Genomic DNA, 25264 nt, shown 5'->3' on the forward strand with positions numbered 1-25264 from the left:
GTCACCGGGCCAACCCAGTCCAGGTACATGGCGCACAATGACTTCTAAAAATAATCCCGCCACTGCGGTAGCCGATCTGACCCTGAGCCAGGCTGCCAACAGCCCGTCATCGTCCAAGCCATTGGCTCCCTCGCGCCCGCTGTCGACCCAGCAATACCTGTACTTCACCGAAACCAATACTGACCGCATCCTCGACAACCTCGACGGTTTGCGCGACATGGTGTTCCCGCGCCCGCCGCACCTGGAAGGCGACAACGAGCAGCACAGCGATCAGGAATTCCCGTCGGTGTGCCTGATCGGCCTCGGTCGCTGCGGCTCCAACATCGCCCTCGATGTGGCGGAGCTGGTGTACAACGCGCGCAAGTTCTACCTCAACGAATTCAACAACGAAGACCGTGCAGCCGACCGGCGTTCGGCCGACAAGGGCTACAGCCCGGCGCAGTGGATCAAGAACAACCTGCGACTCGGCACCAACAAAAGCAGCAAACCGGTATTCCTGGTGGAACCGCTGGTGATGCTCGGCGACCTCGACAAGGACATTGCCGGGCGCATCCGTTTCTCGCGCAAGGGCGAGAAAAGCGGCTTCCTGCGCGACTACAGCAAAATGAAGATCATGGACTTGTCCGAAGTCCACGCCGGTGGCGCCGGTAACGCGCCGATCCTCGGCCAATACCTGGCGAAGATCATCCTCAACAAGGACACCCAGCGCTTCTCCAGCCCTGACTGGAAAATGATCCACTCGTACCTGATCGACAGCTGCGGCATCAAGGCCAACCAGTCGCGCCTGTATTTCTCGATCTTCAGTGCCGGTGGCGGTACGGGTTCGGGCATGGCTTCGGAGTTTGGCCTGGCTCAGCAGCACTCGTACATGAACAAGACGTTCGACACCAAACCGATGGACGAGCACGACGGCAAAAGCGGTCATTCATTCGTGTTCGAGCCGATCTTCACCAGCGGCATCTGCGTGCTGCCGAACATTTCCGATCACCGCAGCGAAATGTCCGAGGCGCTGCACATCAACGCCGGTCGCCTGCTGTGCAAATACCTTTCGGAAGAATGGGATTTCTCCTACAACTTCGACAATGAAGACAGCAGCGAAGCCAGCGTCATGGGCCGTATTCGCCCATGGAACGCGATGATGCTGATCTCCAACGACATCATGCGTTACGCCGAAGAAAGCGATGACGGCAACATCCAGAACATAGATGTCAATGCCATGGAGAAGCACGCCAACCAATACATCTCGCAACAGATCTTCAACATTCTGACGGCGCAGGCCGTCACCACCGACTACGACCAGAACTACTTCCGTCGCGCCGGCATCGACATCGGCGAAACCATTCGCCTCGACGCCAACGACCTGTTCATGAGCCTGGCCGGCCCGGTGGCGATTGCCTACGCCGAATCGGTGGTGCCGGAAACCCCGCCACCGAGCAGCGACAAGTTCAAGGTGTTCGATAAAGAACCGCAGCGTCTGAACATCGACGACTTGTTCTTCCGTTCGATCGACCTGCCGCACTTCAACAAGGTCACTCAGGCCATCGAAGGCATCAGCCTGTTGCCGATCGAATCCAAGCGCTATCGCGCCTCGCTCGAGCAGTACAAGAATTCCGGCTACGACGCCGCTGCCCTGCACGACCTGCATTTCTTCAAGAACTGCTCGTCGGTGGTCTCGATCGTTTCGCTGCCCAAGGACTACAAGCTGTCGTACATGGATCTGAACCGGTTGAAGACGCACCTCAACAGCCTGTTCCCCAACACCACGCTCAAGCGCTACGCGCTGGTGATCGGCGCCTCGGCCAACCTGTCGCTGACCACGTTGATCGCCAAGAGCCCGTGCCTGTCGGACGACTTCCTGACCTTGATCGTCGCGTTCATCAAGCGCTGCTTCGCGAAGAACCCGTACCGTTTCGACGAGACGCTGGACAACTCGATCCTCGACTTCATCATCAATGAAGAATTCGACGAAAACCGCATCGACGAACTGCTCAACGAATTCGAAAACCCGGCGAAAATCCTCGACACCAACTGGTACGCGATCAAACCGATGTACGAGAAAAAGTACCGCGAACTGATCAACGATAAAGAGAAGTTCGTCTCGATCAACGACATTCGTCTGTCGCGTGATTGCGTGAAGAAGTCGATCAAATACCTGCGCGAGATCTACCGTCACCGGATTGGCAAGACCAAGGTTATTTCCCTGAATAACCATACCGGGAAGTCGTTTACGGTCTGACTCTGGACCGAGTCGCTCCAATCGCGAGCAGGCTCACTCCTACATTTGAAATGCGTACCCTGTAGGAGTGAGCCTGCTCGCGATAAGGCCTTCAAATTCACTGAAGGCTTCAGCCTTTCCAACATCCAGAAACAATTAAGCAGCCGTCAGGCTGCTCACTCAACTGTGCCCGTTACGTTTACGTCACCGTTATGCCACCCCCGCCTGTGGCGAATCTCTACGGCAACATGCCATCACGCTACTCGGCTACACACTTTCTTTGGCTGATGCCGCGCACCAACAAGGTGCAACCAATTATTCGCCCGCCCTTTCCTGGATCAAAATCCACGGACTGACCACCACGGCCCACAGCGCAGGATCACGCTCGAAAAGATCCAGCGCCCGCGATTCAGACAGCTTGGCGAGCTTGTCTTCGGCCAGCCAAGCGGCGACTTTCTCGCCTTCGTCAGAGGCCACGGCTTCGGCGGCGGCGATCAGATCCAGGCTCGGGTCGACCCACAATAGGGCACCCTTGGCGAAGAACGGCTCCAGCTCTTTCCAGGTAATAGATGCGGTTTCACCAAGCAGCTTGGCATAGAGGGTGCTAGGTTCTTGATTCATGGGAACTGTCCGGAAAAGAAATCGACGCGAATAATAACGTCGGTGGTCCGCCAGAAAAACCCGGTTGCAAAAAGCTGAACCGAACGAAAAGAGCAGGAAGGCCAAGGAATGCTGTTGATTGGGATATATGCCGTCGAACGCCCCGCCGCAATTCTGTCTTTTTCATTCAAAAATGCGACACCCTCAAGTTTTGTCCCTCGGCGCCTGCTTCCCAGGCCAACAACCGGCGCTCTACACTGTACCGGTACAGTTGCCGAGGGTATTTCCGGAGGGTATCGCAAAGATATCTGACCCGGTTCTGCTGCTACGGCGCCAGAACTCAAAAAAAAATTACAACAGTAAGAGTGGAGCACTATGACTAAGGCTACTAAGCAGATTTCCAAACTGTTTGCCGCTATGGTTCTGGCCGGGGTTGCCAGCCATTCGTTCGCAGCTGACACCATCAAGATCGGTATCGCCGGTCCCAAGACCGGTCCAGTAGCCCAATATGGCGACATGCAGTTCAGTGGCGCGAAAATGGCCATCGAACAGATCAACGCCAAGGGCGGCGTCGACGGCAAGCAACTTCAAGCCGTTGAATACGACGATGCCTGCGATCCAAAACAAGCGGTAGCGGTTGCGAACAAGGTCGTCAACGACGGCGTCAAGTTCGTGGTCGGTCACCTGTGCTCCAGCTCCACTCAACCGGCTTCGGACATCTACGAAGACGAAGGCGTGATCATGATCACCCCGGCTGCCACCAGCCCGGACATCACCGCCCGTGGTTACAAAATGATCTTCCGTACTATCGGTCTGGACAGCGCCCAGGGCCCTGCCGCCGGTAACTACATCGCCGACCACGTCAAACCGAAAATCGTCGGCGTGCTGCACGACAAGCAGCAGTACGGTGAAGGCATCGCCACTGCCGTCAAATCCACCCTTGAGAAGAAAGGCACCAAAGTTGCCGTGTTCGAAGGCGTCAACGCCGGCGACAAAGACTTCTCGGCCATCATTGCCAAACTCAAGCAAGCCAACGTCGATTTCGTTTACTACGGCGGCTACCACCCTGAGCTGGGTCTGATCCTGCGCCAGGCTCAGGAAAAAGGCCTGAAAGCCAAGTTCATGGGTCCGGAAGGCGTGGGTAACGACTCGATCACCCAGATCGCCAAAGACGCTGCCGAAGGCCTGCTGGTGACCCTGCCGAAATCCTTCGACCAGGACCCTGCCAACATCGCCCTGGCTGATGCATTCAAGGCGAAGAAAGAGGATCCGAGCGGCCCGTTCGTGTTCCCGTCCTACTCGGCCGTGACCCTGATCGCCGAAGGCATCAAGGCTGCCAAGTCCGAAGACCCGACCAAAGTGGCTGAAGCCATTCACGCCGGCACCTTCAAGACCCCGACTGGCGACCTGAGCTACGACGCCAAGGGCGACCTGAAGGACTTCAAATTCGTAGTTTACGAGTGGCACAACGGCAAACCTAAAACCGAGGTTTCGCCTCAGTAAGGCATTGCCGAACTGACTGCCAATAAAGCCCACGGCGTGCCGTGGGCTTTGTTTTACGAATGTATAGGGCCGCGCTGGCGTGATCCGCCAGTCTCCCCACCTGAAAATCTCAAAACCGTCATCAGCGGTTCGCTGGCAAAACCCGGATTCGAAGTGGATAAAGATCCACGGGGCCGGGCGGGAAAATGACTCCACCAGTGAAATGCGTATCAGGTTTTTAGGAGCGCTGTAATGCCTGACATCTATCACTTCTTCCAACAGCTGGTTAACGGCCTGAACGTTGGCAGCATGTATGCCCTGATCGCCATCGGCTACACGATGGTTTACGGCATCATTGGAATGATCAACTTCGCCCACGGCGAGGTGTACATGATTGGCTCCTACGTGGCGTTCATCGCCATCGCCGGGCTCACCATGATGGGACTCGACAGTGTCCCGCTGTTGATGACGGCGGCGTTCATCGCCAGCATCGTCGTGACCAGTTCCTACGGTTACAGCATCGAACGGATCGCCTACCGCCCTCTGCGCGGCAGCAACCGTCTGATCCCGCTGATTTCCGCCATCGGTATGTCGATCTTCCTGCAGAACACCGTTCTGCTGGCGCAAGACTCCAAGGACAAAGCTATCCCCAACCTGATTCCGGGCAACATTGTCTTCGGGCCAGGTGGCGCACAAGAAGTGCTGATTTCCTACATGCAGATCGTGGTGTTCGTGGTCACGTTGATCGCCATGCTCGGCCTGACACTGTTCATCTCTCGCTCTCGTCTGGGCCGCGCCTGCCGCGCCTGTGCCGAAGACATCAAGATGGCCAACCTGCTCGGCATCAACACCAACAACATCATCGCCCTGACCTTCGTCATTGGTGCTGCGCTGGCGGCCGTCGCGGCTGTGCTGCTGAGCATGCAATACGGGGTGATCAACCCGAACGCCGGTTTCCTCGTCGGCCTCAAAGCCTTCACCGCCGCGGTATTGGGCGGCATCGGCAGCATCCCCGGCGCCATGCTCGGCGGGTTGGTGCTTGGGGTGGCGGAAGCTTTCGGTGCCGATATCTTCGGCGACCAGTACAAGGACGTCGTGGCTTTCGGCTTGTTGGTTCTGGTGCTGTTGTTCCGTCCGACCGGCATTCTGGGCCGTCCGGAGGTTGAGAAAGTATGACTAGGAATCTTAAACAGGCACTGTTCAGTGCCTTGCTGGTGTGGGCCGTGGCCTACCCGGTACTCGGTCTGAAACTGACCATCGTCGGCATCAATCTGGAAGTGCACAACACCAGCACGGCCGTGCTGGCGACCATCGCCATCTGCTCGGTGCTGATGTTCCTGCGCGTGCTGTTCAACCAGCAGATCAGCAAGGCCTGGCGTTCCTCGCCGGGCATGCCGCTGATCCCGGCCAAGGCCAGCAACTTCCTGACCCTGCCGACCACCCAGCGCTATTTCATCATTGCGCTGATCCTGCTGGCGCTGGTGTGGCCGTTCTTCGGCTCCCGTGGCGCGGTGGACATTGCCACGCTGATCCTGATCTACGTGATGCTCGGCCTGGGCCTGAACATCGTCGTCGGTCTGGCCGGTCTGCTCGACCTTGGTTACGTCGGCTTCTACGCCGTCGGCGCCTACAGCTACGCGCTGCTGTCGCACTACTACGGCCTGAGCTTCTGGATCTGCCTGCCGATTGCCGGCCTGATGGCGGCGACGTTCGGCTTCCTGCTGGGCTTCCCGGTATTGCGTTTGCGCGGTGATTATCTGGCGATCGTGACCCTCGGCTTCGGCGAGATCATCCGTCTGTTCCTGCGTAACCTGACCGACATCACGGGTGGCCCGAACGGCATCAGCAACATCGACAAGCCAACGTTCTTCGGTCTGACCTTCGAACGCAAAGCCGCAGAAGGGATGCAAACCTTCCACGAGTATTTCGGCCTGCAGTACAACTCGATCAACAAGGTGATCTTCCTTTACCTCGTTGCCCTGTTGCTGGCGCTGGCGGCACTGTTCGTCATCAACCGCCTGCTGCGCATGCCGATCGGCCGTGCGTGGGAAGCGCTGCGTGAAGACGAAATCGCTTGCCGCGCGCTGGGTCTCAACCCGACCGTGATCAAGCTTTCCGCGTTCACCCTCGGTGCTGCATTCGCCGGTTTTGCCGGCAGTTTCTTCGCTGCGCGCCAAGGCCTGGTGACACCTGAGTCGTTCACCTTCATCGAGTCGGCGATCATTCTCGCCATCGTCGTGTTGGGTGGCATGGGCTCGCAGCTGGGCGTGATCCTCGCTGCCGTGGTGATGATCCTGTTGCCGGAAATGATGCGTGAGTTCAGCGAGTACCGCATGTTGATGTTCGGTGCCCTGATGGTGTTGATGATGATCTGGCGTCCACAAGGTCTGCTGCCGATGCAACGCCCACACATGGAGTTGCGAAAATGAGCCGCGAGATCCTTAAAGTCGAAAACCTGAGCATGCGCTTCGGCGGCTTGCTGGCGGTCAACGGCGTGGCCCTGACCGTGAAGGAAAAACAGGTGGTTGCATTGATCGGGCCCAACGGCGCGGGCAAGACCACCGTGTTCAACTGCCTGACCGGTTTCTACCAGCCATCGGGCGGCAGCATCCTGCTCGACGGCGAGCCGATCCAGGGCCTGCCGGGCCACAAGATCGCCCTCAAAGGCGTGGTGCGCACCTTCCAGAACGTACGGTTGTTCAAGGACATGACGGCGGTCGAGAACCTGTTGATCGCCCAGCACCGTCACCTGAACACCAACTTCCTGTCCGGCCTGTTCAAGACCCCGGCGTTCCGCAAAAGCGAGCGCGAGGCGATGGAATTTGCCGAGTACTGGCTGGATAAGGTCAACCTCAAGGAGTTCGCCAACCGTACCGCCGGCACCCTGGCGTACGGTCAGCAACGTCGTCTGGAAATCGCCCGTTGCATGATGACCCGTCCGCGGATCCTCATGCTCGACGAACCAGCCGCGGGCTTGAACCCGAAGGAAACCGAAGACCTCAAAGCGCTGATCAGCATGCTGCGTGAAGAGCACAACGTCACCGTGCTGCTGATCGAGCACGACATGAAACTGGTCATGAGCATTTCCGACCACATCGTTGTGATCAACCAGGGCACGCCTCTGGCCGACGGCACGCCGGAACAGATCCGCGACAATCCTGAAGTGATCAAAGCCTACCTGGGGGAAGCGTAAATGCTGCAGTTCGAAAACGTTTCCACCTTCTACGGCAAGATCCAGGCCCTGCACAGCGTCAACGTCGAAGTCCGTCAGGGCGAGATCGTGACCCTGATCGGCGCCAACGGTGCCGGCAAGTCCACGCTGCTGATGACGCTGTGCGGTTCGCCGCAAGCGCACAGCGGCAGCATCCGTTACATGGGTGAGGAACTGGTCGGCCAGGACTCGTCGCAGATCATGCGCAAGAGCATTGCCGTGGTCCCGGAAGGTCGTCGGGTGTTTGCCCGTCTGACCGTTGAAGAAAACCTCGCCATGGGCGGATTCTTCACCGACAAGGGCGACTATCAGGAACAGATGGACAAGGTTCTCGGACTTTTCCCACGCCTGAAAGAACGCTTTGCCCAACGCGGCGGCACCATGTCCGGCGGCGAACAGCAAATGCTCGCCATCGGCCGTGCGCTGATGAGCAAGCCGAAACTGCTGCTGCTCGACGAGCCGTCGCTGGGTCTGGCACCGATCATCATCCAGCAGATCTTCGACATCATCGAACAGCTGCGCAAGGACGGTGTAACGGTGTTCCTGGTCGAGCAGAACGCCAACCAGGCGCTGAAAATCGCCGACCGCGCGTACGTTCTGGAGAACGGCCGCGTGGTCATGCAAGGCACCGGTGAAGCCCTGCTGACCGACCCGAAAGTGCGCGAGGCGTACCTCGGCGGTTGATGGTTTCGCCCTATAAAAAAACGGCCTTCGGGCCGTTTTTTCATGCATGTCAAATTCCCCTGTAGGAGCTGCCGAAGGCTGCGATCTTTTGATCTGTTTTTTACAATCAAAAGATCGCAGCCTTCGGCAGCTCCTACAGGGCAACGGGCCGTCAGATAATCCGCCTCAGTACGGATTGCAGTGTTGCGCTATCGCCGTCGCCTGATCAACGTAAGGCCGTGCCGGTTCAAGGTTCCACTCAGGCTTGTTCCTGACAGGCTTGCCGTCGTAGGTGGCTGCCAGATGACAAACCATCTGCCGACGCAGGGAGCCGCCATTGACGCTGTACTCGCGCCATTGCTGATCGTCTTTATGCTTGTTGTACAACTCGGCAAACATGCGATCGGTCTGATCATCCTTGATTGCCCGGCCGCAAGCGGTCGGTACCACCGAAAGCGACCAGGTGTTCGGCCCGAGTTTCGGATCGGGACGTTGTACCCAGGTGCTGGATTCGATGTACTTGCCACAGAATTGCTGTGCCGGTGGCGTCGAGGTCTGAATGCATGAGAAAGAGGCCTTGGCGACTGGCGTTCTGGGAAAATCGATCTTGATGATGTTGCGATCCTTGCCTGTTTTGGCTTTGTAATCGCGCTGATTGGCCATGGCGTCGTTCAAGCCACGTTGATCGCTGTAGAAAAACGCCAGAATGGGTAGCTCATCGGTCTTTGGATTGCCCAGTCGCAATTCAGTCTGGGTTTGAAACTCACGACTATTGATGACTTTGCGCGCCCCCAGGAAGTTGCGAAAGGCATCGACCCGTTCCTTGCTGCTCATCGGATTGCGCATGTTGAACCCACACTGCAACTGGTCTTGCTGGCGGTTGTTGTTGAATTTGCTGAAGTGCGCCAGCCAGGCATTCGGACTCAGGATGGGCGGCGCCATGGACTGGCAAACAGCCTCGGTTGGCGCGGTGTTTTTGTTGTCACCACAGCCGCGGTCATTGCGAAAGTCAGTCCAGGCGTCGTTGGGAAAAGCGCAATAGACATGCACTGGTGTCTCGGGGTCGCGTATCAGATCCCTTGGCGTAATGAGATAACCATTCTGAGTACTCATCCCCGGGTCTTCATAACTGATGCCGTCGGCCCGCATGTACGAGGCGGCAAAAGTGCCTATCTCCACGGCTTTCGGACTGGGATTCCAGACGTCCCATTTTTGCCCCTTGGCAGGGTCGGCGCGGTGCGTGCCCCTGACCAGCAATCCCGAACACTCCGAGGCGGGATCCTGACCGCAACTGTCGACTGTTTTGTTGTACAACGACTCAACCTTTTTCAGCGTCTCGTCGCATGACTCGGCATTGGCCCATGTCGCCTGCACCAACAGCGGGAACATGAGTAATGGAGCGATTCTGTTCAAGCGTTTTTTCATGGCTTGCATCTCCTTGATTAGCCAACACACACCTTCAACGCTGGAGCGGATTGCAACCCGCAGCCCGCGTTTCGCTGTCCGATAACGCCGGTCGGAATGGCTCGAGATTCCACGGCGTTTTGTTGCGGTAATTACCCAGAACACAGCTCAATTGCTGACGCATGCTGCCGGCCGATTTTTCATTGTCACGCCAATTGCTGTCGGCGCCGTTGCGAGCAAGTAACTGGTCGTACAAAGCGCCGAGCTGCTCGTTTGGCAACGCGCGCCCTGCTGGTGTGGGGACGACGCTCAAGCTCCATTCATCCTTGCGGGTGCCGGGGTCGTAACGCTTGATCCAGTTGGCCGAAGCGATGTAGCTCGGTGCAGACGCAGCCGGCGTCGGCGTCGACGGCTCACCGCCAGCCGCCGTCAGGTCTATCGCCTGATCAGCCGCGACATAGCTGAAACGCTGCTCCGCAGGTTTGGTGAAGTCCAGTCGCAGAATCGGCACGCTGTAGCCTTGGGCCTGGAGTTTTCTCTGGAAACTGCGCGCACTGTTCAGACCGTTCTCCGGTTTCGGCGCGGCCTGATCACCACGGGTGGCGAAGTTCTGCGTGCTGTTGACGTTGTAGATAAAGGCATCGATGTACTTCATGTTTTCGCTGCCGTCGTTGGTCGCCGTGGCATTTTTCAACATGAACTCGTTGACCTGGCCACTGAACGCGAAGGGGTCTCTGTTGGTGGTGTTCGGTCGTGATTCGTGCACACGGATCATGGCGTTCCAGTCACTGGGCTTTTCCGCGTTCCAGGAACACTGGCTGTACTGGATAGGGCCCTTCATCAGCCCGGTGTACTTCTGCGTCCACTGCTCGGCGGTGCTGACGCCGGCTTCAGCGCAGGTGCCGTAGGCCAGAGCGGCATTGCGGTTATTCAACACGCCTTGGGCCGCACGTGGAGGCTCACGGCTGTCGAAAAAGCCGCAGCCATACCATTTGCGCTCCGGCCCGGTACCGCCATCGAACGCGTAGATGCAGGTGAAGCCCTGCTCCTTGACCGGCAGATTCAACGCTGCAGCATCGGTCGGGTTACGCAGGATCAAACCGGCCGGATGAATGAGGATCCGGGTGCTCAGATCCTTGCGGATCCAGGAGTAGGACGTCGCGCCGATCTTGACCGCATAAGGGCTGTAGTCCCACGGGTTGAAGGGCCCGTCGTTGACCATGCGCAAGGTCACGCCACTGCAATAGTAGAGACCACGCGCGGCACCGGTATCCGGCTCCTGGCACTCTCGCTTGAGGGTGTTGTAGTTGTGGTTGATTCGCCTGAGCGTGTCCTGCGGATCAAGCGGCGGCTGGGCGGCAACCGTAGTGCACAATAAAGGCAGTGTGCAGGCCAGGGCAAAAGAAGGAGTCCAACGCGATAGCACACCGGAGTCTGAGCGATCCATTGTCATGAGATACCGTCCTGGTAAATCGGCCTGTGGAAATGGCCGTTGAACTGACTATAGAACACGCGCAACAACTCGCCTCGGTCGATGCAGGAACTACCGCAGGGGCAGCGTATTTTTTGAAAAAGATTTGTACGGGCTGTAACGCATCGCCGTGTCGTTTCTCTAGAGGGACAAGCAAGCGCACTTCGCTTGTACAACCCAAGCTGAATCTGGAGAAACACCATGACTGCTACTACCCGCACCCTGTCCGCCACCGCCCTGGTTCTGGCCCTTGGTTCTGCGCTGAGCATCGCTAGCGTTTCGACCGCTCAGGCCGCCGACACCAAAATGGAAAAATGCTTCGGCGTGGCATTGAAAGGCAAGAACGATTGCGCGGCGGGCGCTGGCACCACCTGTGCCGGCACCTCGAAAATGGATTACCAGGCCAATGCCTGGAAACTCGTTCCGGAAGGCACCTGCGCCACCACCGAGAGCAAAACCTCGCCAACCGGCTTCGGTCAGATGGACGCCTTCAAAGCCAAATCCTGACTTGCCGCCTGCCTGAGTGACGATCATGTTCACAACCCACGACCATGCCCTCCCCCGCACTCAGGCAGCCTGCGCAGCGCTCCCGCCCCGCGCCGGGTTGGGGCTCAAGACCGGGCACTTTCGTGAAGTGCTCGGTTCACGGCCGGACATCGGTTTTTTCGAAGTCCACGCCGAAAACTACATGGTCGCTGGCGGCCCGTTTCACCATTTCCTGGGTTTGATTCGCGAGCAATATCCGTTGTCGTTGCACGGTGTCGGACTGTCCATTGGTGCTGAAGGGCCGCTGGATGTTCAGCATTTGCAGCGTCTCGGTGAGTTGATCGAGCGCTATCAACCGCAATCCTTTTCCGAACATCTGGCGTGGTCCAGCCATGGCCCGGTGTTCCTCAATGATCTGTTGCCACTGGCGTATGACGAGCCGACGCTGAACCGTGTTTGCGAGCATATCGACCAAGTGCAGAACACCCTCAAACGCCCCATGCTGCTGGAGAATCCGGCGACTTATCTGGCCTTCCAACGCTCGACCATCGACGAAGCGGATTTCATTGCTGAAGTGATCCGTCGCAGCGGCTGCGGTTTGCTGCTCGACGTCAACAATGTCTACGTGTCGTGCGTCAATCATCAGCGCGATCCCTTGGCTTATCTCGATGCGTTGCCGTTGCACGCGGTCGGCGAAATTCATCTGGCCGGCTTTGCCGAAGATTCCGACAGCCTCGGCGACCGCTTGCTGATCGACGATCACGGCGCGCCCATTGATCAAGCGGTCTGGGATTTGTACCGCCAAGTGCTGGAACGCATTGGCCCGGTGGCGACGTTGATCGAGCGTGACAATCAGGTTCCACCGTTCCACGTGTTGCTGGCCGAGGCGCAGCACGCCGATGAGTTGTTGCTGCGTGCGAGGCGTACGTCATGAGCACTCACGCCGCCTTCTGCGCCGCGCTGCTCAACGCTGGATTGCCCTGCCCCGAAGGCTTGTGCAGTGCCAACGGCGCCGATCCTGAGGGCCGTTTCGCGGTGTATCGCAACAACGTGCAGAGTTCGTTGATCAATGCGCTGGCGGACAGTTACCCGGTGGTCATGCAATTGGTTGGCGAGGAATTCTTTCGTGCCATGGCGGCCATTTTCGTCCGGGGCCAGCCGCCGCGAAGTCCGTTGATGAGCCGTTACGGCGAAGATTTTGCGGATTTCATAGTCGCGTTTGAGCCGGCCTCCAGCGTGCCCTATCTGGCCGACATCGCGCGCTTGGAACACCTGCGCACCTGCGCCTACCACGCCGCCGATGCCGAGCCCGTGCGCCCGGAACAGATCGCAGAGGCACTGAACGATCCGCAGGTGTTGAGCGACCTGCGTTTCGAACTGCATCCGTCCCTGCACCTGCTGGATTCAGCCCATGCAGTGGTTGCGATCTGGGCGGCGCATCAGCAGGAGGCAACACTTGCCGGCATCGACCTCACCTGCGAACAGCACGCACTGGTACTGCGCAACGGTCTGGAGGTTGAAGTGTTTGCGCTTGAACCCGGCGCCAGCACATTCATTCGCCATCTGATCGAAGGCCAGCCACTGCTGGCGGCAGCGGAAAACAGTCCGGCATTCGATCTGGCTCAAACCCTCGGCCTGCTGATCGCACACAACGCCATCACTCATCTGAAATTCAAGGAACAGCCATGAATAACCTGATCATCCGCGCCATCGCGCTGCTGGAAAAAATCCCCCACAGCCTGATCGCCTTTCTGGCGCGCTTCTCGATTGCGGCGGTGTTCTGGAAATCCGGGCAGACCAAGATCGAAGGCCTGGCCATCGATCTGGTCGACGGCACCTTTCAGTTGGGCTGGCCGCGCCTGGCTGATTCGACGATTCCGCTGTTCGAAAGCGAGTACCACGTGCCGCTGCTTTCCCCCGAGATTGCGGCGCACATGGCAGCGTTTGCTGAGCACTTCTTCCCTCTTCTGATCCTGATTGGTTTCGCTACACGCTTTTCGGCGTTGGCGCTGCTGGGCATGACCCTGACCATTCAGTTGTTTGTATATCCGGATGCCTATCCGACTCACGGCACCTGGGCGGCGGTGTTGCTGTTCCTGATGGCCCGTGGCCCGGGCAGGCTGTCGATTGATCATCTGATTGCCCGACACTACAACCGCTGAATCCCCTGTAATGGCCAAAATCGTCGAATCGCTGAGATCCCTGTAGGAGCTGCCGAAGGCTGCGATCTTTTGATCTTAAAAGTCAAAAGATCGCAGCCTTCGGCAGCTCCTACACGGGGGAGTCGATTTTATTGAGACAGGCGATCCAACGCCTCGCCGCTACGTTTGAACCAGCCAATCAAATAGTCCGCCAATACCTGCGTGCGTTTCGGCAATCCGCCTTGATACGGATGCACCAGATACATCGGCATGCGCCGGGTCTGGTAGTCGCGCAGGAGCCAGCGCAATCGCCCGTCAGCCAGTTCCGCTTGCAGCAGGTACGAAGGCAAGCGGGCGATGCCGGCGCCGGTGAGCGCGGCTTTTTTGAGCAGATTGTAATGGTTGCTGGCGAACGGCCCCGACACCCGCACCCGCAGCAATTCGTGTTGCTGGTGGTACAACCATTCCTCACGACCGCTGTAGTGACTGTTGAGCAAACAGCGGTGTTCGGCCAGCGCCTGGGGTGTCATTGGCTCGCCGAAGCGCTCGAGATAGTCAGGACTGGCACACGTCATTTCCTGCCAGGCCAGCAGCGGTTTGGCCACCAGTCGTTCGTCATTGGCGACCTCGCTGCGAATCGCCAGGTCAAAACCATCCCGCGAAAGATCGCGATAGCTGTTGTTCAGTTCCAGCTCGATCTGCACCTCGGGGTATTGCTGCGAAAAATCCAGTAGCAGACCGTCGAAGAAGGTTTCTCCCAGCGAAACCGGAACCGTCATACGCACCGGCCCGGCCATGTCGTCCTTCAACCGCGCCAATGCCTGACGTGCCCTTTCCACCTGGACTACAAGTGCCTGCGCCTGTGGCAACAATGCCGCACCGGCGGCGGTCAGGCTCAAACGTCGGGTCGTACGCTGTAGCAGGACCACGGAAAACCGCGCTTCCAGCTGGCTGATGCGCTTGGACAACTGGCCCTTGCTGCAACCCAGTTGCTGCGCTGCCAAGGTGAAACTGCCAGCCTCGATCAACACGGCAAACGCGGCCAGATCATCCATTTCGCTCATGGATTGTTTCCAATTGAAAACCAAAGGTTGCCCATTAGCGCGTTTATTCGCAGGAAAAACCACTCTAGATTGAAACCTCGTTCAATCACTTGAGGCACAGCACGATGAAAATTCTGTTGATAGGCGCTGGCGGCACCATCGGTTCGGCCGTGGACAAAGAACTGTCGCAACGTCACGAAGTCATCCGAATCGGCCGCAACAGCGGTGATTTCCACGTCGATATCAGCGACAGCGCGTCGATCCGCAAGCTCTTCGAGCAGACTGGCAAGTTCGATGCACTGGTCTGCGCCGCCGGCAACGTGACATTCGCCCCGCTAGGTGAGATGAGTGAGGACAGCTTTGCACTGGGTCTCAAAGACAAACTGATGGGCCAGGTTAACCTGCTACTGATCGGCCGTGAATTCGCCAACGACGGCGCCTCGTTCACTTTCACCACTGGCGTACTCAGCCACGATCCGATCCGCAGCGGCGCCTCGGCTGCGCTGGTCAACGGCGCCCTCGACAGCTTCGTCCGTGCTGCCGCCATCGAGCTGCCGCGCGGTCTGCGCGTGAACTCGATCAGCCCGACCGTTCTGCTGGAAGCGATGGGCAGTTACGCCCCGTATTTCCGTGGCTACAAGCCGGTTCCTGCGGCAGATGTGGCGCTGGCCTACGCCAAGAGTGTCGAAGGCCTGCAAACCGGTCAGACGTTTCATGTAGGTTAAGATCAAAAGATCGCAGCCTTCGGCAGCTCCTACAGGAGATTATGCGTTTCCCTGTAGGCGCTTTTTGCATTTGCCTGACAGGCTGCGTAACGTGGCGGCACTTGTCTGGAGAGTCGAAGATGCGTGTTGCCCGTTCGTTAGTCCTTGTTGCCCTGTTGCCGTTATTCGCCGCGTGCCAGTTGTTCGATGGCCAGCGTGAAAGTGCCTCGCATGTGGGGCAGACGCGGATGCAGGGGCAACTGACCGCAGCCGACGGCAAACTGGTGTTCCAGCCGTGTCAGGATCAACGTCAATACGTGGTCAACGACATCGGCGGCACCAGCGTCCTGCAAGAGGCCGCTACCCTCGCTGATGAACAAGGCAAGCTGTTCGCCGACGTGCGCGGCAAGGTCGCCGGCGACCGACTCGATCTGACTCAGTTGTATCGCGTCGAGCGCTCCGGCACAGCCTGCGATGACCCCAATTTCAAGCTATTGATCCTGCGTGCTGCCGGCCATGGCCCGGAATGGAACGTCAAGGTCAGCGGCAAAGGCATGGTCATCGACCGCGACGGTCAGCCACCACTCGCCGTGCCTTATGTTGAAGAACAACTGGGCGATGGCCGCTTCAATCTGAGCAGTGAAGCCAACAATCAGCGCATCGAATTGTGGGTCGCACCGCAGCGCTGCGTCGACAGCAGCACTGGCAGCGTGCAGCACATGAGCGCCGAGCTGCGTATCGATGGCCAGGTGCAGCGCGGCTGCGGGTATTTCGGCGGATCGCGTAACGACTGAGTGTTTTAGCCTCACCGGATCCGGCCTTTGCGGCTTATAATCCCGGCCTTCAAACGCCCTGGCGCAGTTGTGCGCCCCGCGAACCCGGATCCTCGCCATGTTACGAATCACTGAACTCAAGCTGCCAATCGACCATCCCGAAGAAGACCTGCGCGTTGCCATCGTGCAGCGTCTGGGCATCGCCAGCGATGACCTGCTCGATTTCACCTTGTTCAAGCGCAGCTACGACGCGCGCAAAAAGTCCTCCGAACTGTGCTTCATCTACACCATCGACCTCAACGTGCGCGACGAGGCCAAGGTGTTGGGCAAGTTCGCCGACGACCGTAACGTCAACGTGGCGCCGGATGTCAGCTACAAATTCGTCGGCCAGGCGCCGAGTGACCTGAACCAGCGCCCGATCGTGGTCGGTTTCGGTCCGTGCGGAATCTTTGCCGGCCTGCTGCTGGCGCAAATGGGCTTCAAGCCGATCGTTCTGGAACGCGGCACCGAAGTCCGTCAGCGCACGAAGGACACCTGGGGCCTGTGGCGTAAAAGTGTGCTTAACCCTGAGTCCAACGTGCAGTTCGGCGAAGGCGGCGCGGGCACATTCTCCGACGGCAAGCTGTACAGCCAGATCAAGGATCCGAAGTTCCTGGGCCGCAAGGTTCTGCACGAGTTCGTCAAGGCCGGCGCCCCGGAAGAAATCCTCTACGTCAGCAAGCCGCACATCGGTACGTTCCGTCTGACCGGCATGGTTGAAAACATGCGCGAGCAGATCCGCGAACTGGGTGGCGAAGTACGCTTCCAGGAGCGCGTCAGCGACGTGCTCATCGAAGACGGCCAATTGGTCGGCGTGCAACTGGCCAGCGGCGAAACCCTGCACTCCAGACATGTGGTTCTGGCCCTCGGCCACAGCGCCCGCGACACGTTCCGCATGCTCCACAGCCGTGGCGTGTTCATGGAAGCCAAGCCGTTCTCGGTGGGTTTCCGTATTGAACATCCGCAATCGCTGATCGACCGTGCGCGTTTGGGTAAGTACGCCGGCCACCCCAAGTTGGGAGCCGCCGACTACAAACTGGTGCACCACGCCAAGAACGGCCGTTCGGTCTACAGCTTCTGCATGTGCCCGGGCGGCACCGTGGTGGCGGCGACTTCCGAGCCGAACCGGGTGGTCACCAATGGCATGAGCCAATACTCGCGTAACGAGCGCAATGCCAACTCCGGCATCGTTGTCGGCATCACCCCGGAAGTCGATTATCCGGGCGGCCCGCTGGCCGGGATCGAGTTGCAGGAACGCCTCGAATCCCACGCGTTCATCCTCGGCGGCAGCGATTACAAGGCGCCGGCGCAACTGGTCGGCGACTTCATCAACGACATTCCTTCGACCGAACTGGGGGAAGTCGAGCCGTCGTACAAGCCGGGAGTCGCGTTGGGTGATCTGTCGCTGGCGCTGCCGGACTTCGCTATTGAAGCGATTCGCGAAGCCTTGCCGGCGTTCGAGAAGCAGATTCGCGGTTACTCGCTGCACGATGCGGTGTTGACCGGGATCGAGACGCGCACCTCGTCGCCACTGCGCATCACGCGCAACGAAACGCTGCAGAGCATGAACGTGAAGGGCTTGTTCCCCGCCGGTGAAGGCGCGGGTTATGCGGGCGGGATTCTGTCGGCGGGTGTCGACGGGATTCGGATTGCCGAGGCTGTGGCTCGGGACATTCTAGGTTTAACTGACTAACACAAAAAACTGTAGGAGTGAGCCTGCTCGCGATCGCGGTATTCCAGTCAACAACTGTGTTGAATGTTATTACGCCATCGCGAGCAGGCTCACTCCTACATTTGTTTTCGGTGTGTCAGATGTTGGCGCGCAGCACTGATGTCGGCAGCGCCTCACCACGCTCGGCACTCGCCACCACTGCCTTGATCAACCCGTCCAGCTCATACCCCTGAGCCTCGAGCCATTGCGGATCGTAATAGGTGTCGGCATAACGCTCGCCGCCATCGCACAGAATCGCCACGATCGAACCCGACTCCCCCGCCGCTTTCATCTGCTGTGCCGCCATCAGTGCGCCAATCAGATTGGTCCCGCTCGACCCACCGACGTGCCGTCCCAGCCGCTGCGCCAGATAATGCATGGCCGCCAGTGACAAGGCGTCCGGTACCTTGACCATCGCATCGATCACCTTGGGCAGGAAGGACGCCTCCACCCGTGGCCGACCGATGCCTTCGATCCGCGAACCGCAATCCAGGCGCAGGCTGGCGTCGCCAGTCTGATAGTAATCGAAGAACACCGACCGTTCGGCGTCCGCACACAACACGCGGGTGCAGTGCTGGCGGTAGCGTACGTAACGGCCGAGGGTAGCGGTGGTGCCGCCGGTGCCGGGGCTGGAAATCAGCCAGCTCGGCTCGGGATGCTGCTCGTAGCGCATCTGCTGAAAGATCGATTCGGCGATATTGTTGTTCGCCCGCCAGTCAGTGGCGCGCTCGGCATAGGTGAACTGGTCGATGAAGTGGCCGCCGTGCTCGCGAGCCAGGCGTTCGGATTCGGCGTAGATCTGCGTCGGATCTTTCACCAGGTGGCTTTGCCCACCGTAGAAAGCGATCTGGGCAATTTTCTCTTTGGACGTGGTCGCCGGCATCACTGCAATGAACGGCAGACCCAGCATGCGCGCGAAATACGCTTCGGAAATCGCCGTCGAACCGCTGGACGCCTCAATCACCGGCGCACCGGGCTTGAGCCAGCCGTTACAAAGTGCATAGAGGAACAATGAGCGGGCCAGACGATGCTTGAGGCTGCCGGTCGGATGACTGGATTCGTCCTTGAAATACAACTCGATGCCCGCAAAACCCGGCAGCGGCAAGGGGATCAGGTGGGTGTCGGCGCTGCGCTGGAAATCCGCTTCAATGATGCGGATGGCTTCGCGGGCCCACTGTCGGTTGTCGCTCATGGTCAGGGTTCTCGGTCGAATCGGGCAGGAGTTCAGCCTCCTCGAAGGCTCTCTCGCAAGCTTAGGAAAATTCCTGCATCGCGCACAGATACAGCTGAGTCTCAATGTGTCAGGCAACTGCTAGGCTGACCTTGGCTTTTGCAGCAGACGCGTTGTAACGACATATAACAAAAAAGAATATAACTTTTGTTTTAACAACTAACGGTACGGGTTAGGGTGTTCCACCTTTTTGACTTATCGATGGAGAGCGACCTTGCCTCTGCGTAGCACTTTCACGCGTTTCTTTCAGTTGGAAGCTGCCAGCGGTCTATTACTGATCGCTGCGGCCATCCTCGCTTTGATTATCAACAACTCACAGCTGTCGTGGCTGTACACGGGCCTGCTCGACACCCCGGTGGTGGCGCAGATCGGTGCGTTGAAAATCGCTAAACCCTTGCTGCTGTGGATCAACGACGGCTTGATGGCGCTGTTCTTCCTGCTGATCGGCCTGGAAGTGAAGCGCGAGGTGCTTGACGGTCAGTTGTCCAGGCCATCGCAGCTCGTCCTGCCCGGTGCGGCCGCTATTGGCGGCATGCTGGTGCCGGCGCTGATCTACTGGTTCCTCAACCGCGACAACCCTGCTGCCCTCGACGGCTGGGCGATCCCGACCGCCACCGACATCGCCTTCGCCCTCGGCGTGCTGGCCCTGCTTGGCAAACGCGTACCGGTGTCGTTGAAGCTGTTCCTGATGACGCTGGCGATCATTGATGACCTCGGCGCCATCGTGATCATTGCGATCTTCTACTCTGGCGATCTCTCAACCCTGTCACTGGGTCTCGCAGCGGCGTGCATTGCCGCATTGGTGGCGCTGAACCGCCTCGGCGTGGTCAAGATTGGCCCGTACATGATCATCGGCCTGATCCTGTGGGTGTGCGTACTCAAGAGCGGTGTGCACGCGACGTTGGCCGGCGTAACCCTGGCCTTCTGCATTCCGTTGCGCACGAAAAACGCCGAGCCTTCGCCGCTGCTGACCCTCGAACACGCGCTGCATCCATGGGTCGCCTACGGCATCTTGCCACTGTTCGCGTTCGCCAACGCTGGCCTGTCGCTGAGTGGCGTCACCGTCGAAAGCTTCACCCATCACGTACCCATGGGCATTGCAGTGGGCCTGTTGCTGGGCAAGACCGTCGGTGTGTTCGGCCTGACCTGGCTGGCCGTGAAGATGGGCATCGCCGCCCTGCCTCAGGGCGCCAATTGGGGTCAGGTGCTGGGGGTCGCGATTCTTTGCGGAATCGGCTTCACCATGAGCCTGTTTGTCGGTTCGCTAGCCTTCGTTCCGGGTGCCAGTGAGTACGCGGGCATGGACCGAATGGGCATTCTGACCGGCTCGCTGTTCGCCGCGTTGATTGGTTATGCAGTGACGGCGGCGGCGAGCCGCAAGAGCACTGCTTTGCCGAATACATAAAACGTTTGTGAAGGGCTTTTGTGGCGAGGGAGCTTGCTCCCTCGCCATAAGTTACGCGCTCTTCACATAAGTAGCGAACAATCCCCACCTCATTAGCGACTCGTCCTACAGCCACAACTCCCGTGCTTCGTTAACGTCGTGCAGCCCTTTCCAAGGGACTGTCGATGGATGAACGCAAGGACGATCAGTGGCTCGCAACAAGGACATTCCCCGGGTTTCCAACCCACCCGCGGGTGACGGCCATCACGTCACTTACCGCTATATGACGTCCAGCGAACTCGCTGAACGCGACGCCCGACAAAACGCTTATGACGCCATGTTGGCGCGACAGGACGCGTTTGAGCGAGCCCTTGAAGTTGCCGCCAAAAAGCCCGAACCCATCCGCGCCGGCTGCGTATTCGCCAAGTCCTGCAAGTTGCCAGACGCGATCATTGATTACTCCAACCCTTCCGGGATGGTGCCGACCGATAGCCTGAAGGATTACGGCGAGCTGATTCTGCTGGGCGCCCGTGAGGCTGATGCGAACGGCGCTGTTGCGCTGAAGAAAATCAGCGCGACCGCCACCCCAACGGGGATCGGTGGTTTTACTCTGGCCGGCTCTGCCTTCGAAGCGTTACCTGCCGTCGCCGCCAGTACCGCAGCGGCCACCCTGGTGGGATTGGTCGCGCTATTCATGCCGTCAAGCCTTGGCGACAGCGCTCTCTACACCGACGATCAACTGCGCGCCCTCAAACAGGCCCGCACCCGCGTACGCCTGCGAATCGAACAGCAGGCCGACGGTCGCCTCAAGGGATACGCCTTCTATACCGGTAAGAATCGCGATTGGGAAATGGTGGATGTCGTGCAATTCATCGTGCGCGACGGCCAGTTCGTCGCGGTTCTGGACAAAGATAGAGGTGTCGAACTGATCTGGACCCCGGCCGTGGATGGCTCAGACATCCTCGGTATTCCGGCGCTGGAGGCCGCCCCGCAGGCACCGCATATCTGGGTTTTTCCACCGACGAAAGCGGCGGATGGGATTCTGGTAAATCCGGTTTATCCGCCGGAGTACGAGGATTTCATTCTGGTGTTTCCGGTGGGTTCGGGTGTCAAACCGCTCTACATCGTAATCAACGAGGCGCGTAAAGGTTTAGCGACCGCGGGACATAGCTATCATCAACCTCCGAAAACAGAAGAAATCACCGCGTTCCCCGGTCTGAAGACCGCCAAAAAAATGAATCCGGTACAAGGTGGTGGAGGACTTCGAAAACGATGGACAGATGCCAAGGGCAAGAGAATTTACGAATGGGACTCAATGCACGGTGAACTGGAAGAATATCGTGCAAGTGATGGAGCCCATTTGGGAGCGTTTGACCCTGCGACAGGGGAACGACGAGAAGATCCCAAGCCTGAAAGAAGCATCCGAAAAAAATACTTGTGAGGTAATGATGGGACTGAAAATAGTTTTGGAGTGGTACGACAAGAGAACCGCCATTGGGCAAGGCGAGGAATTGTCCAAGGATTTAGGCGACGATGAGTCCGTACTAAATGCATTGGGGATCCCAGTGGAAAACAATATCAACAATGGAGGATTCAATGTCCTAGGACACTGGGTCGACATTATTCAGCCTTTTTTTCAGCACCCTATCGCCATGGACATATACGACTATCAAATTGCTTTTGAGTACAGCGACAACTGGTAGTACTGCACATGATCTACATCATTGAGGCCTTCGACAAAACGACTGACCTTCTCGTATTCGAGGAAAAACTTCCGTGCGGACATGATGAAAAAATAAAACTCATCATGGGTTGGACGGAAGAACAATGGGGCTGGGAAGGCTACGATCTTGAAGTGCATCAGCTTGAGGCGTTGGAAAAATTACTCGCCAAAAAAGTTCATGACCATCAGTGCTTTTTCCAGCTGACGTGTAACGTGAACACCCGGTAAATATATAAAAACCCCGACCAGTCACCTGATCGGGGTTTTCTTTACCCTAAATTCCGCTTAGTGCGAAACGCGGCTAGTCCCGTCAACAGTCGAAATCCGTACTCGCTCACCAACACGGAACACTTCATTCTCCTGAACCTGCTGCACGTAGGCGCGCATGCTGCCGTCGTCTTCACGAACGGTGATTTCCACGCCTTGAGTACGGGTCAGGCCTTCTTCGGTTGCGGAACCGAGCAGACCACCCGCCACCGCACCGATGACAGCAGCAACGATACTGCCCTTGCCGCCGCCGATAGCGCTGCCACCAACACCGCCGACCACAGCGCCTGCTGCGCCGCCGATCGGGGTCTTGGTGCCTTCGATTTTGACCGGACGCAGGGATTCGATGGTGCCCATGCGAATCGTCTGCACGCGACGCGCTTCGTCACGGGAGTAGGAGTCGCCGGTCAGGCTCGATTGGCAGCCGGTAAGCAACATCGCCATCGTGGAAAAGGAAGCAATCAGCAGAACAGACTTACGCATAGCATCAACTCCAAAAGAACATCTATTCATTAAACTCTGCAGCTTGACGTCTGTCACGACGCAGTGCGGATAAATTGGCTTTCATTCAGGCGAGGTACAGACGCCTGTGCGCTTCTGTCAGAAGCCCTACCTTAGCGCCAAATGGCCGATCCTGCGCCACCGCCCCGAGGATTTTCATGGATTACTTCATCATCGTCGTTACCACCGTTGCCGGTCTGTACTTCCACGGGTGGTTGTACTTGCGGATCAAACGCTGGATGGACCGCGACCTGGCGCTGTCACTGGCAGGCAAAGATGAAGGCAAACGTGCCTTCATGCTCGATCAGTTGGCCCGCGCTCAAGCGCTGAAGATCAAACGTAGAGACCTGCCGATGTGGCTGGAGGCCGCAGCGGCAGGCTATCTCGCTCGGTAGACTGCTTAAGGTGCCAGACGTTCAAGAATCCAGTCGGCGCCTTGCAAACGGTAGTTGAGGCGATCGTGCAGTCGGCTCGGACGGCCCTGCCAGAACTCGATGCGCTCGGGCAGCAAGCGATAACCGCCCCAGTGTTCCGGGCAATCCGGCTGGGTATCGCTGAAGCGCTGCTCGGTGGCCTTGAGCAAATCTTCCAGCTCCCCTCGCCCGCCGATCACCCGGCTCTGCGGCGACGCCCAGGCACCGAGACGGCTGCCCAATGGACGCACTTGATAATACGCATCGGACTCTGCAGGCGTGACCTTCACCACCCGACCTTCGATACGCACCTGGCGCTCAAGGGTCGGCCAGAAGAAGGTCATGGCCGCAAACGGATTCGCCGCCAGATGCTGACCCTTGGCACTTTCGTAGTTGGTGAAGAAGGTGAAACCCTGCTCGTCCAGGCCCTTGAGCAACAGAATGCGGCAATGCGGACGCCCGTCCGCATCTACTGTGGCCACGGTCATGGCGTTGGCTTCCACCGGCGCCTGCTCGGTTTTCACCGCATCGGCAAACCACTGGTGAAACAGCGCAAACGGCTCGTCCGGAGCTTGCGCCTCGGTCAGGCCATCACGGGTGTAATCACGACGCATATCTGCCAGAGCCTGGGTCATGGCGCATTCCTTTTCGTTAGCGGATCACTTCTTGGCGGCATCGGTGGCGGCGACTTTCTTGTCGGTCGCGGCGGCTTTGGCTGGCGCGGTCTTCTTCGCTGGAGCTTTGGCTGGAGCCTTTTTCGCCGGTGCCTTGGCGGCAGCTTTCTTGGCTGGGGCCTTTTTGGCGGCTGGTACAGCAGCTTTCTTCGCGGCCGGGGCTGGTGTTACTGGTTTGGCTACTGGCTTGACCTCTTGCGCAGCAACCATAGTCACTGGCTTCGGCGCCGGCATGTTGTATTTGCTGAGCAACGCAACCATGGTGTTTTGCGGGGTGACCAGCAGTTCAACACGACGGTTCAAGGCACGGCCTTCAACGCTGTCGTTGGCGGCACGTGGCGCCTCAGAGCCCATGCCGCGCAGCATCAGGCGATCACGCTGCAAGCCGCTGAGGCGGAAAATCGCCGCAATGGCCTGGGCACGTTCCTGACTCAGTTTGACGTTGGCTGGAGCAGCACCGCTGGTGTCGCTGTGGCCCAGTACAAGCACGGCAGTTTTCGGGTCGGCTTCGAGGATTTTCGCCACACGGGTGAACGGGCCAAGGGTGACTGGCAGCAACATTGCCGGGCGATCCGGGTTGAACGAACCTTCGACCGGCGCGGTGACCACCAGCACGTTTTCACGGCGCTCGAGTTGCAGATTGCTGTCCTTGATGGCGGTGCGCAGACGCGGCTCGTAGTCGTCGAGCCAGGCCTGGGTGACTTTCGGATCCGGCATCGGCACCGCTTTGGTCACAGGCTGATCCTTGCCGCCGAACGGCCACCACCATTTTCCACCTGCGTCAGCTTCAGCCTTGGCTACGGTGACCGGTTTCTTGGCTTCAGGTGCTACTTCCGCCTTCATGTCAGCTTTGACAGCTGCATCATCAGAGCCGAACGGCCAGTACCAGGGATTGCTGCTTTCAGCCTTGGCAACCGGCGCGGTGGCGGCAGGTTTCAGCGGCGCCGGAGCTGCGGCTGGAGTCGGAGCAGGCTCATTGGCCGCCACTTTGTCGGAAGAACCGAACGGCCACCAGGTGCCGCCGTCCGCGTCGTTTTTAGGAGTCTGTGCACAACCGGTGATCGCAACACACAGGGCCAGGGCGAGAGTCGTTTTAGCTGACATTGAAAATCCACAAAATGAAGTAAT

At 58.5% G+C, this 25264-nt stretch carries 26 protein-coding genes; 18 read left to right on the forward strand and 8 right to left on the reverse strand.

From position 1 onward, the window contains the following. The first annotated feature begins 37 nt into the window (after positions 1 to 37). A complete protein-coding gene (locus ICA16_RS15760; RefSeq protein ID WP_210700985.1) occupies positions 38 to 2236 on the forward strand; it encodes a hypothetical protein in 2199 nt (732 codons plus the stop codon). 294 nt (positions 2237 to 2530) lie between these two features. Here ICA16_RS15760 and ICA16_RS15765 read toward each other — a convergent pair whose 3' ends face one another. Continuing rightward, positions 2531 to 2836: a DUF2288 domain-containing protein gene (locus ICA16_RS15765; protein ID WP_150618025.1), complete on the reverse strand. Its 306-nt coding sequence runs from the start codon at positions 2834 to 2836 to the stop codon at positions 2531 to 2533. A 354-nt stretch (positions 2837 to 3190) separates the two neighbouring features. Here ICA16_RS15765 and ICA16_RS15770 point away from each other — a divergent pair, with 354 nt between their 5' ends. The 5 genes from ICA16_RS15770 to ICA16_RS15790 all read left to right on the forward strand — a co-directional run bounded on the left by ICA16_RS15770 (position 3191) and on the right by ICA16_RS15790 (position 8192). After that, positions 3191 to 4318 (forward strand): branched-chain amino acid ABC transporter substrate-binding protein, encoded by a 1128-nt coding sequence (locus tag ICA16_RS15770; protein WP_150604927.1) that lies wholly within the window; start codon positions 3191 to 3193, stop codon positions 4316 to 4318. A gap of 231 nt (positions 4319 to 4549) precedes the next feature. Further along, a complete protein-coding gene (livH, locus tag ICA16_RS15775) occupies positions 4550 to 5473 on the forward strand; it encodes a high-affinity branched-chain amino acid ABC transporter permease LivH (RefSeq protein WP_042557991.1) in 924 nt (307 codons plus the stop codon). Next, positions 5470 to 6726, forward strand: coding sequence for a high-affinity branched-chain amino acid ABC transporter permease LivM (locus ICA16_RS15780; protein ID WP_042557990.1), 1257 nt, complete (start codon positions 5470 to 5472; stop codon positions 6724 to 6726). The genes livH and ICA16_RS15780 overlap by 4 nt, the downstream gene beginning before the upstream one ends. Beyond that, positions 6723 to 7490 carry a high-affinity branched-chain amino acid ABC transporter ATP-binding protein LivG gene (livG, locus tag ICA16_RS15785; protein WP_042557989.1) on the forward strand — a complete coding sequence of 256 codons (768 nt, stop codon included), beginning with the start codon at positions 6723 to 6725 and terminating at the stop codon, positions 7488 to 7490. Before ICA16_RS15780 ends, livG begins: the two co-directional genes overlap by 4 nt. Then, complete coding sequence (locus ICA16_RS15790) at positions 7491 to 8192, forward strand: ABC transporter ATP-binding protein (protein ID WP_019580929.1); 702 nt, start codon at positions 7491 to 7493, stop codon at positions 8190 to 8192. It begins immediately after the preceding gene. Between the two features lie 165 nt (positions 8193 to 8357). On the opposite strand, the gene ICA16_RS15795 is transcribed toward ICA16_RS15790, so the two are convergent. Both ICA16_RS15795 and ICA16_RS15800 read right to left on the reverse strand, forming a co-directional pair. Continuing rightward, entirely contained in the window at positions 8358 to 9596 is a 1239-nt protein-coding gene (locus ICA16_RS15795) for a DUF2599 domain-containing protein (protein ID WP_210700986.1), read from the reverse strand. Positions 9597 to 9630: 34 nt separating this feature from the next. Then, positions 9631 to 11028, reverse strand: a complete 1398-nt coding sequence (locus ICA16_RS15800) for a DUF2599 domain-containing protein (RefSeq protein WP_210700987.1) — start codon at positions 11026 to 11028, stop codon at positions 9631 to 9633. Between the two features lie 219 nt (positions 11029 to 11247). Between ICA16_RS15800 and ICA16_RS15805 the strand changes: the two genes are divergently transcribed. Genes ICA16_RS15805 through ICA16_RS15820 form a run of 4 tightly spaced genes read left to right on the forward strand, consistent with a single transcriptional unit; the run spans position 11248 to position 13694 of the window. After that, the gene (locus ICA16_RS15805) at positions 11248 to 11553 is read left to right on the forward strand and encodes a BufA1 family periplasmic bufferin-type metallophore (RefSeq protein ID WP_150604929.1); all 306 of its coding nucleotides are present in this window, start codon (positions 11248 to 11250) and stop codon (positions 11551 to 11553) included. Positions 11554 to 11578: 25 nt separating this feature from the next. Then, positions 11579 to 12466 (forward strand): MNIO family bufferin maturase, encoded by an 888-nt coding sequence (bufB, locus tag ICA16_RS15810; RefSeq protein ID WP_210700988.1) that lies wholly within the window; start codon positions 11579 to 11581, stop codon positions 12464 to 12466. Next, complete coding sequence (locus ICA16_RS15815; protein WP_210700989.1) at positions 12463 to 13221, forward strand: HvfC/BufC N-terminal domain-containing protein; 759 nt, start codon at positions 12463 to 12465, stop codon at positions 13219 to 13221. Before bufB ends, ICA16_RS15815 begins: the two co-directional genes overlap by 4 nt. Then, entirely contained in the window at positions 13218 to 13694 is a 477-nt protein-coding gene (locus ICA16_RS15820) for a DoxX family protein (RefSeq protein ID WP_210700990.1), read from the forward strand. The genes ICA16_RS15815 and ICA16_RS15820 overlap by 4 nt, the downstream gene beginning before the upstream one ends. Before the next feature lie 128 nt (positions 13695 to 13822). Here the strand turns inward: ICA16_RS15820 and ICA16_RS15825 are convergent, their stop codons facing one another. Further along, the gene (locus ICA16_RS15825; protein WP_150618030.1) at positions 13823 to 14737 is read right to left on the reverse strand and encodes a LysR family transcriptional regulator; all 915 of its coding nucleotides are present in this window, start codon (positions 14735 to 14737) and stop codon (positions 13823 to 13825) included. Between the two features lie 104 nt (positions 14738 to 14841). Between ICA16_RS15825 and ICA16_RS15830 the strand changes: the two genes are divergently transcribed. From ICA16_RS15830 to ICA16_RS15840, 3 genes are all read left to right on the forward strand, one after another. Continuing rightward, the gene (locus ICA16_RS15830) at positions 14842 to 15441 is read left to right on the forward strand and encodes a short chain dehydrogenase (RefSeq protein WP_150604934.1); all 600 of its coding nucleotides are present in this window, start codon (positions 14842 to 14844) and stop codon (positions 15439 to 15441) included. A gap of 119 nt (positions 15442 to 15560) precedes the next feature. Then, positions 15561 to 16214 carry a COG3650 family protein gene (locus ICA16_RS15835; protein WP_042557980.1) on the forward strand — a complete coding sequence of 218 codons (654 nt, stop codon included), beginning with the start codon at positions 15561 to 15563 and terminating at the stop codon, positions 16212 to 16214. A 97-nt stretch (positions 16215 to 16311) separates the two neighbouring features. Next, positions 16312 to 17925 carry an NAD(P)/FAD-dependent oxidoreductase gene (locus ICA16_RS15840; RefSeq protein ID WP_150604936.1) on the forward strand — a complete coding sequence of 538 codons (1614 nt, stop codon included), beginning with the start codon at positions 16312 to 16314 and terminating at the stop codon, positions 17923 to 17925. A gap of 115 nt (positions 17926 to 18040) precedes the next feature. Here ICA16_RS15840 and ICA16_RS15845 read toward each other — a convergent pair whose 3' ends face one another. Beyond that, entirely contained in the window at positions 18041 to 19135 is a 1095-nt protein-coding gene (locus ICA16_RS15845; protein ID WP_414704744.1) for a PLP-dependent cysteine synthase family protein, read from the reverse strand. A 253-nt stretch (positions 19136 to 19388) separates the two neighbouring features. Here ICA16_RS15845 and nhaA point away from each other — a divergent pair, with 253 nt between their 5' ends. The 4 genes from nhaA to ICA16_RS15865 all read left to right on the forward strand — a co-directional run bounded on the left by nhaA (position 19389) and on the right by ICA16_RS15865 (position 22509). Further along, positions 19389 to 20579: a Na+/H+ antiporter NhaA gene (nhaA, locus tag ICA16_RS15850; RefSeq protein ID WP_210553820.1), complete on the forward strand. Its 1191-nt coding sequence runs from the start codon at positions 19389 to 19391 to the stop codon at positions 20577 to 20579. A 187-nt stretch (positions 20580 to 20766) separates the two neighbouring features. After that, positions 20767 to 21999: a colicin E3/pyocin S6 family cytotoxin gene (locus ICA16_RS15855; RefSeq protein WP_210553821.1), complete on the forward strand. Its 1233-nt coding sequence runs from the start codon at positions 20767 to 20769 to the stop codon at positions 21997 to 21999. Positions 22000 to 22003: 4 nt separating this feature from the next. Then, positions 22004 to 22261 (forward strand): colicin E3-like toxin immunity protein, encoded by a 258-nt coding sequence (locus ICA16_RS15860; protein WP_395602003.1) that lies wholly within the window; start codon positions 22004 to 22006, stop codon positions 22259 to 22261. A gap of 8 nt (positions 22262 to 22269) precedes the next feature. Further along, positions 22270 to 22509 (forward strand): DUF7683 domain-containing protein, encoded by a 240-nt coding sequence (locus ICA16_RS15865; protein ID WP_210553822.1) that lies wholly within the window; start codon positions 22270 to 22272, stop codon positions 22507 to 22509. Positions 22510 to 22566: 57 nt separating this feature from the next. Here ICA16_RS15865 and ICA16_RS15870 read toward each other — a convergent pair whose 3' ends face one another. Next, positions 22567 to 23031, reverse strand: coding sequence for an outer membrane lipoprotein (locus ICA16_RS15870; RefSeq protein ID WP_150604944.1), 465 nt, complete (start codon positions 23029 to 23031; stop codon positions 22567 to 22569). A 176-nt stretch (positions 23032 to 23207) separates the two neighbouring features. Between ICA16_RS15870 and ICA16_RS15875 the strand changes: the two genes are divergently transcribed. After that, entirely contained in the window at positions 23208 to 23444 is a 237-nt protein-coding gene (locus ICA16_RS15875; RefSeq protein WP_047300016.1) for a hypothetical protein, read from the forward strand. Positions 23445 to 23449: 5 nt separating this feature from the next. Here ICA16_RS15875 and pdxH read toward each other — a convergent pair whose 3' ends face one another. Together pdxH and ICA16_RS15885 are read right to left on the reverse strand one after the other, a co-directional pair. Next, positions 23450 to 24097 (reverse strand): pyridoxamine 5'-phosphate oxidase, encoded by a 648-nt coding sequence (pdxH, locus tag ICA16_RS15880; RefSeq protein WP_210700991.1) that lies wholly within the window; start codon positions 24095 to 24097, stop codon positions 23450 to 23452. Between the two features lie 24 nt (positions 24098 to 24121). Continuing rightward, complete coding sequence (locus tag ICA16_RS15885; RefSeq protein WP_150604947.1) at positions 24122 to 25240, reverse strand: OmpA family protein; 1119 nt, start codon at positions 25238 to 25240, stop codon at positions 24122 to 24124. Between the last annotated feature and the right edge of the window lie 24 nt (positions 25241 to 25264).

The organism is Pseudomonas anatoliensis (assembly GCF_017976235.1).
In the GTDB taxonomy this organism is placed as follows: Bacteria; Pseudomonadota; Gammaproteobacteria; order Pseudomonadales; family Pseudomonadaceae; genus Aquipseudomonas; species Aquipseudomonas anatoliensis.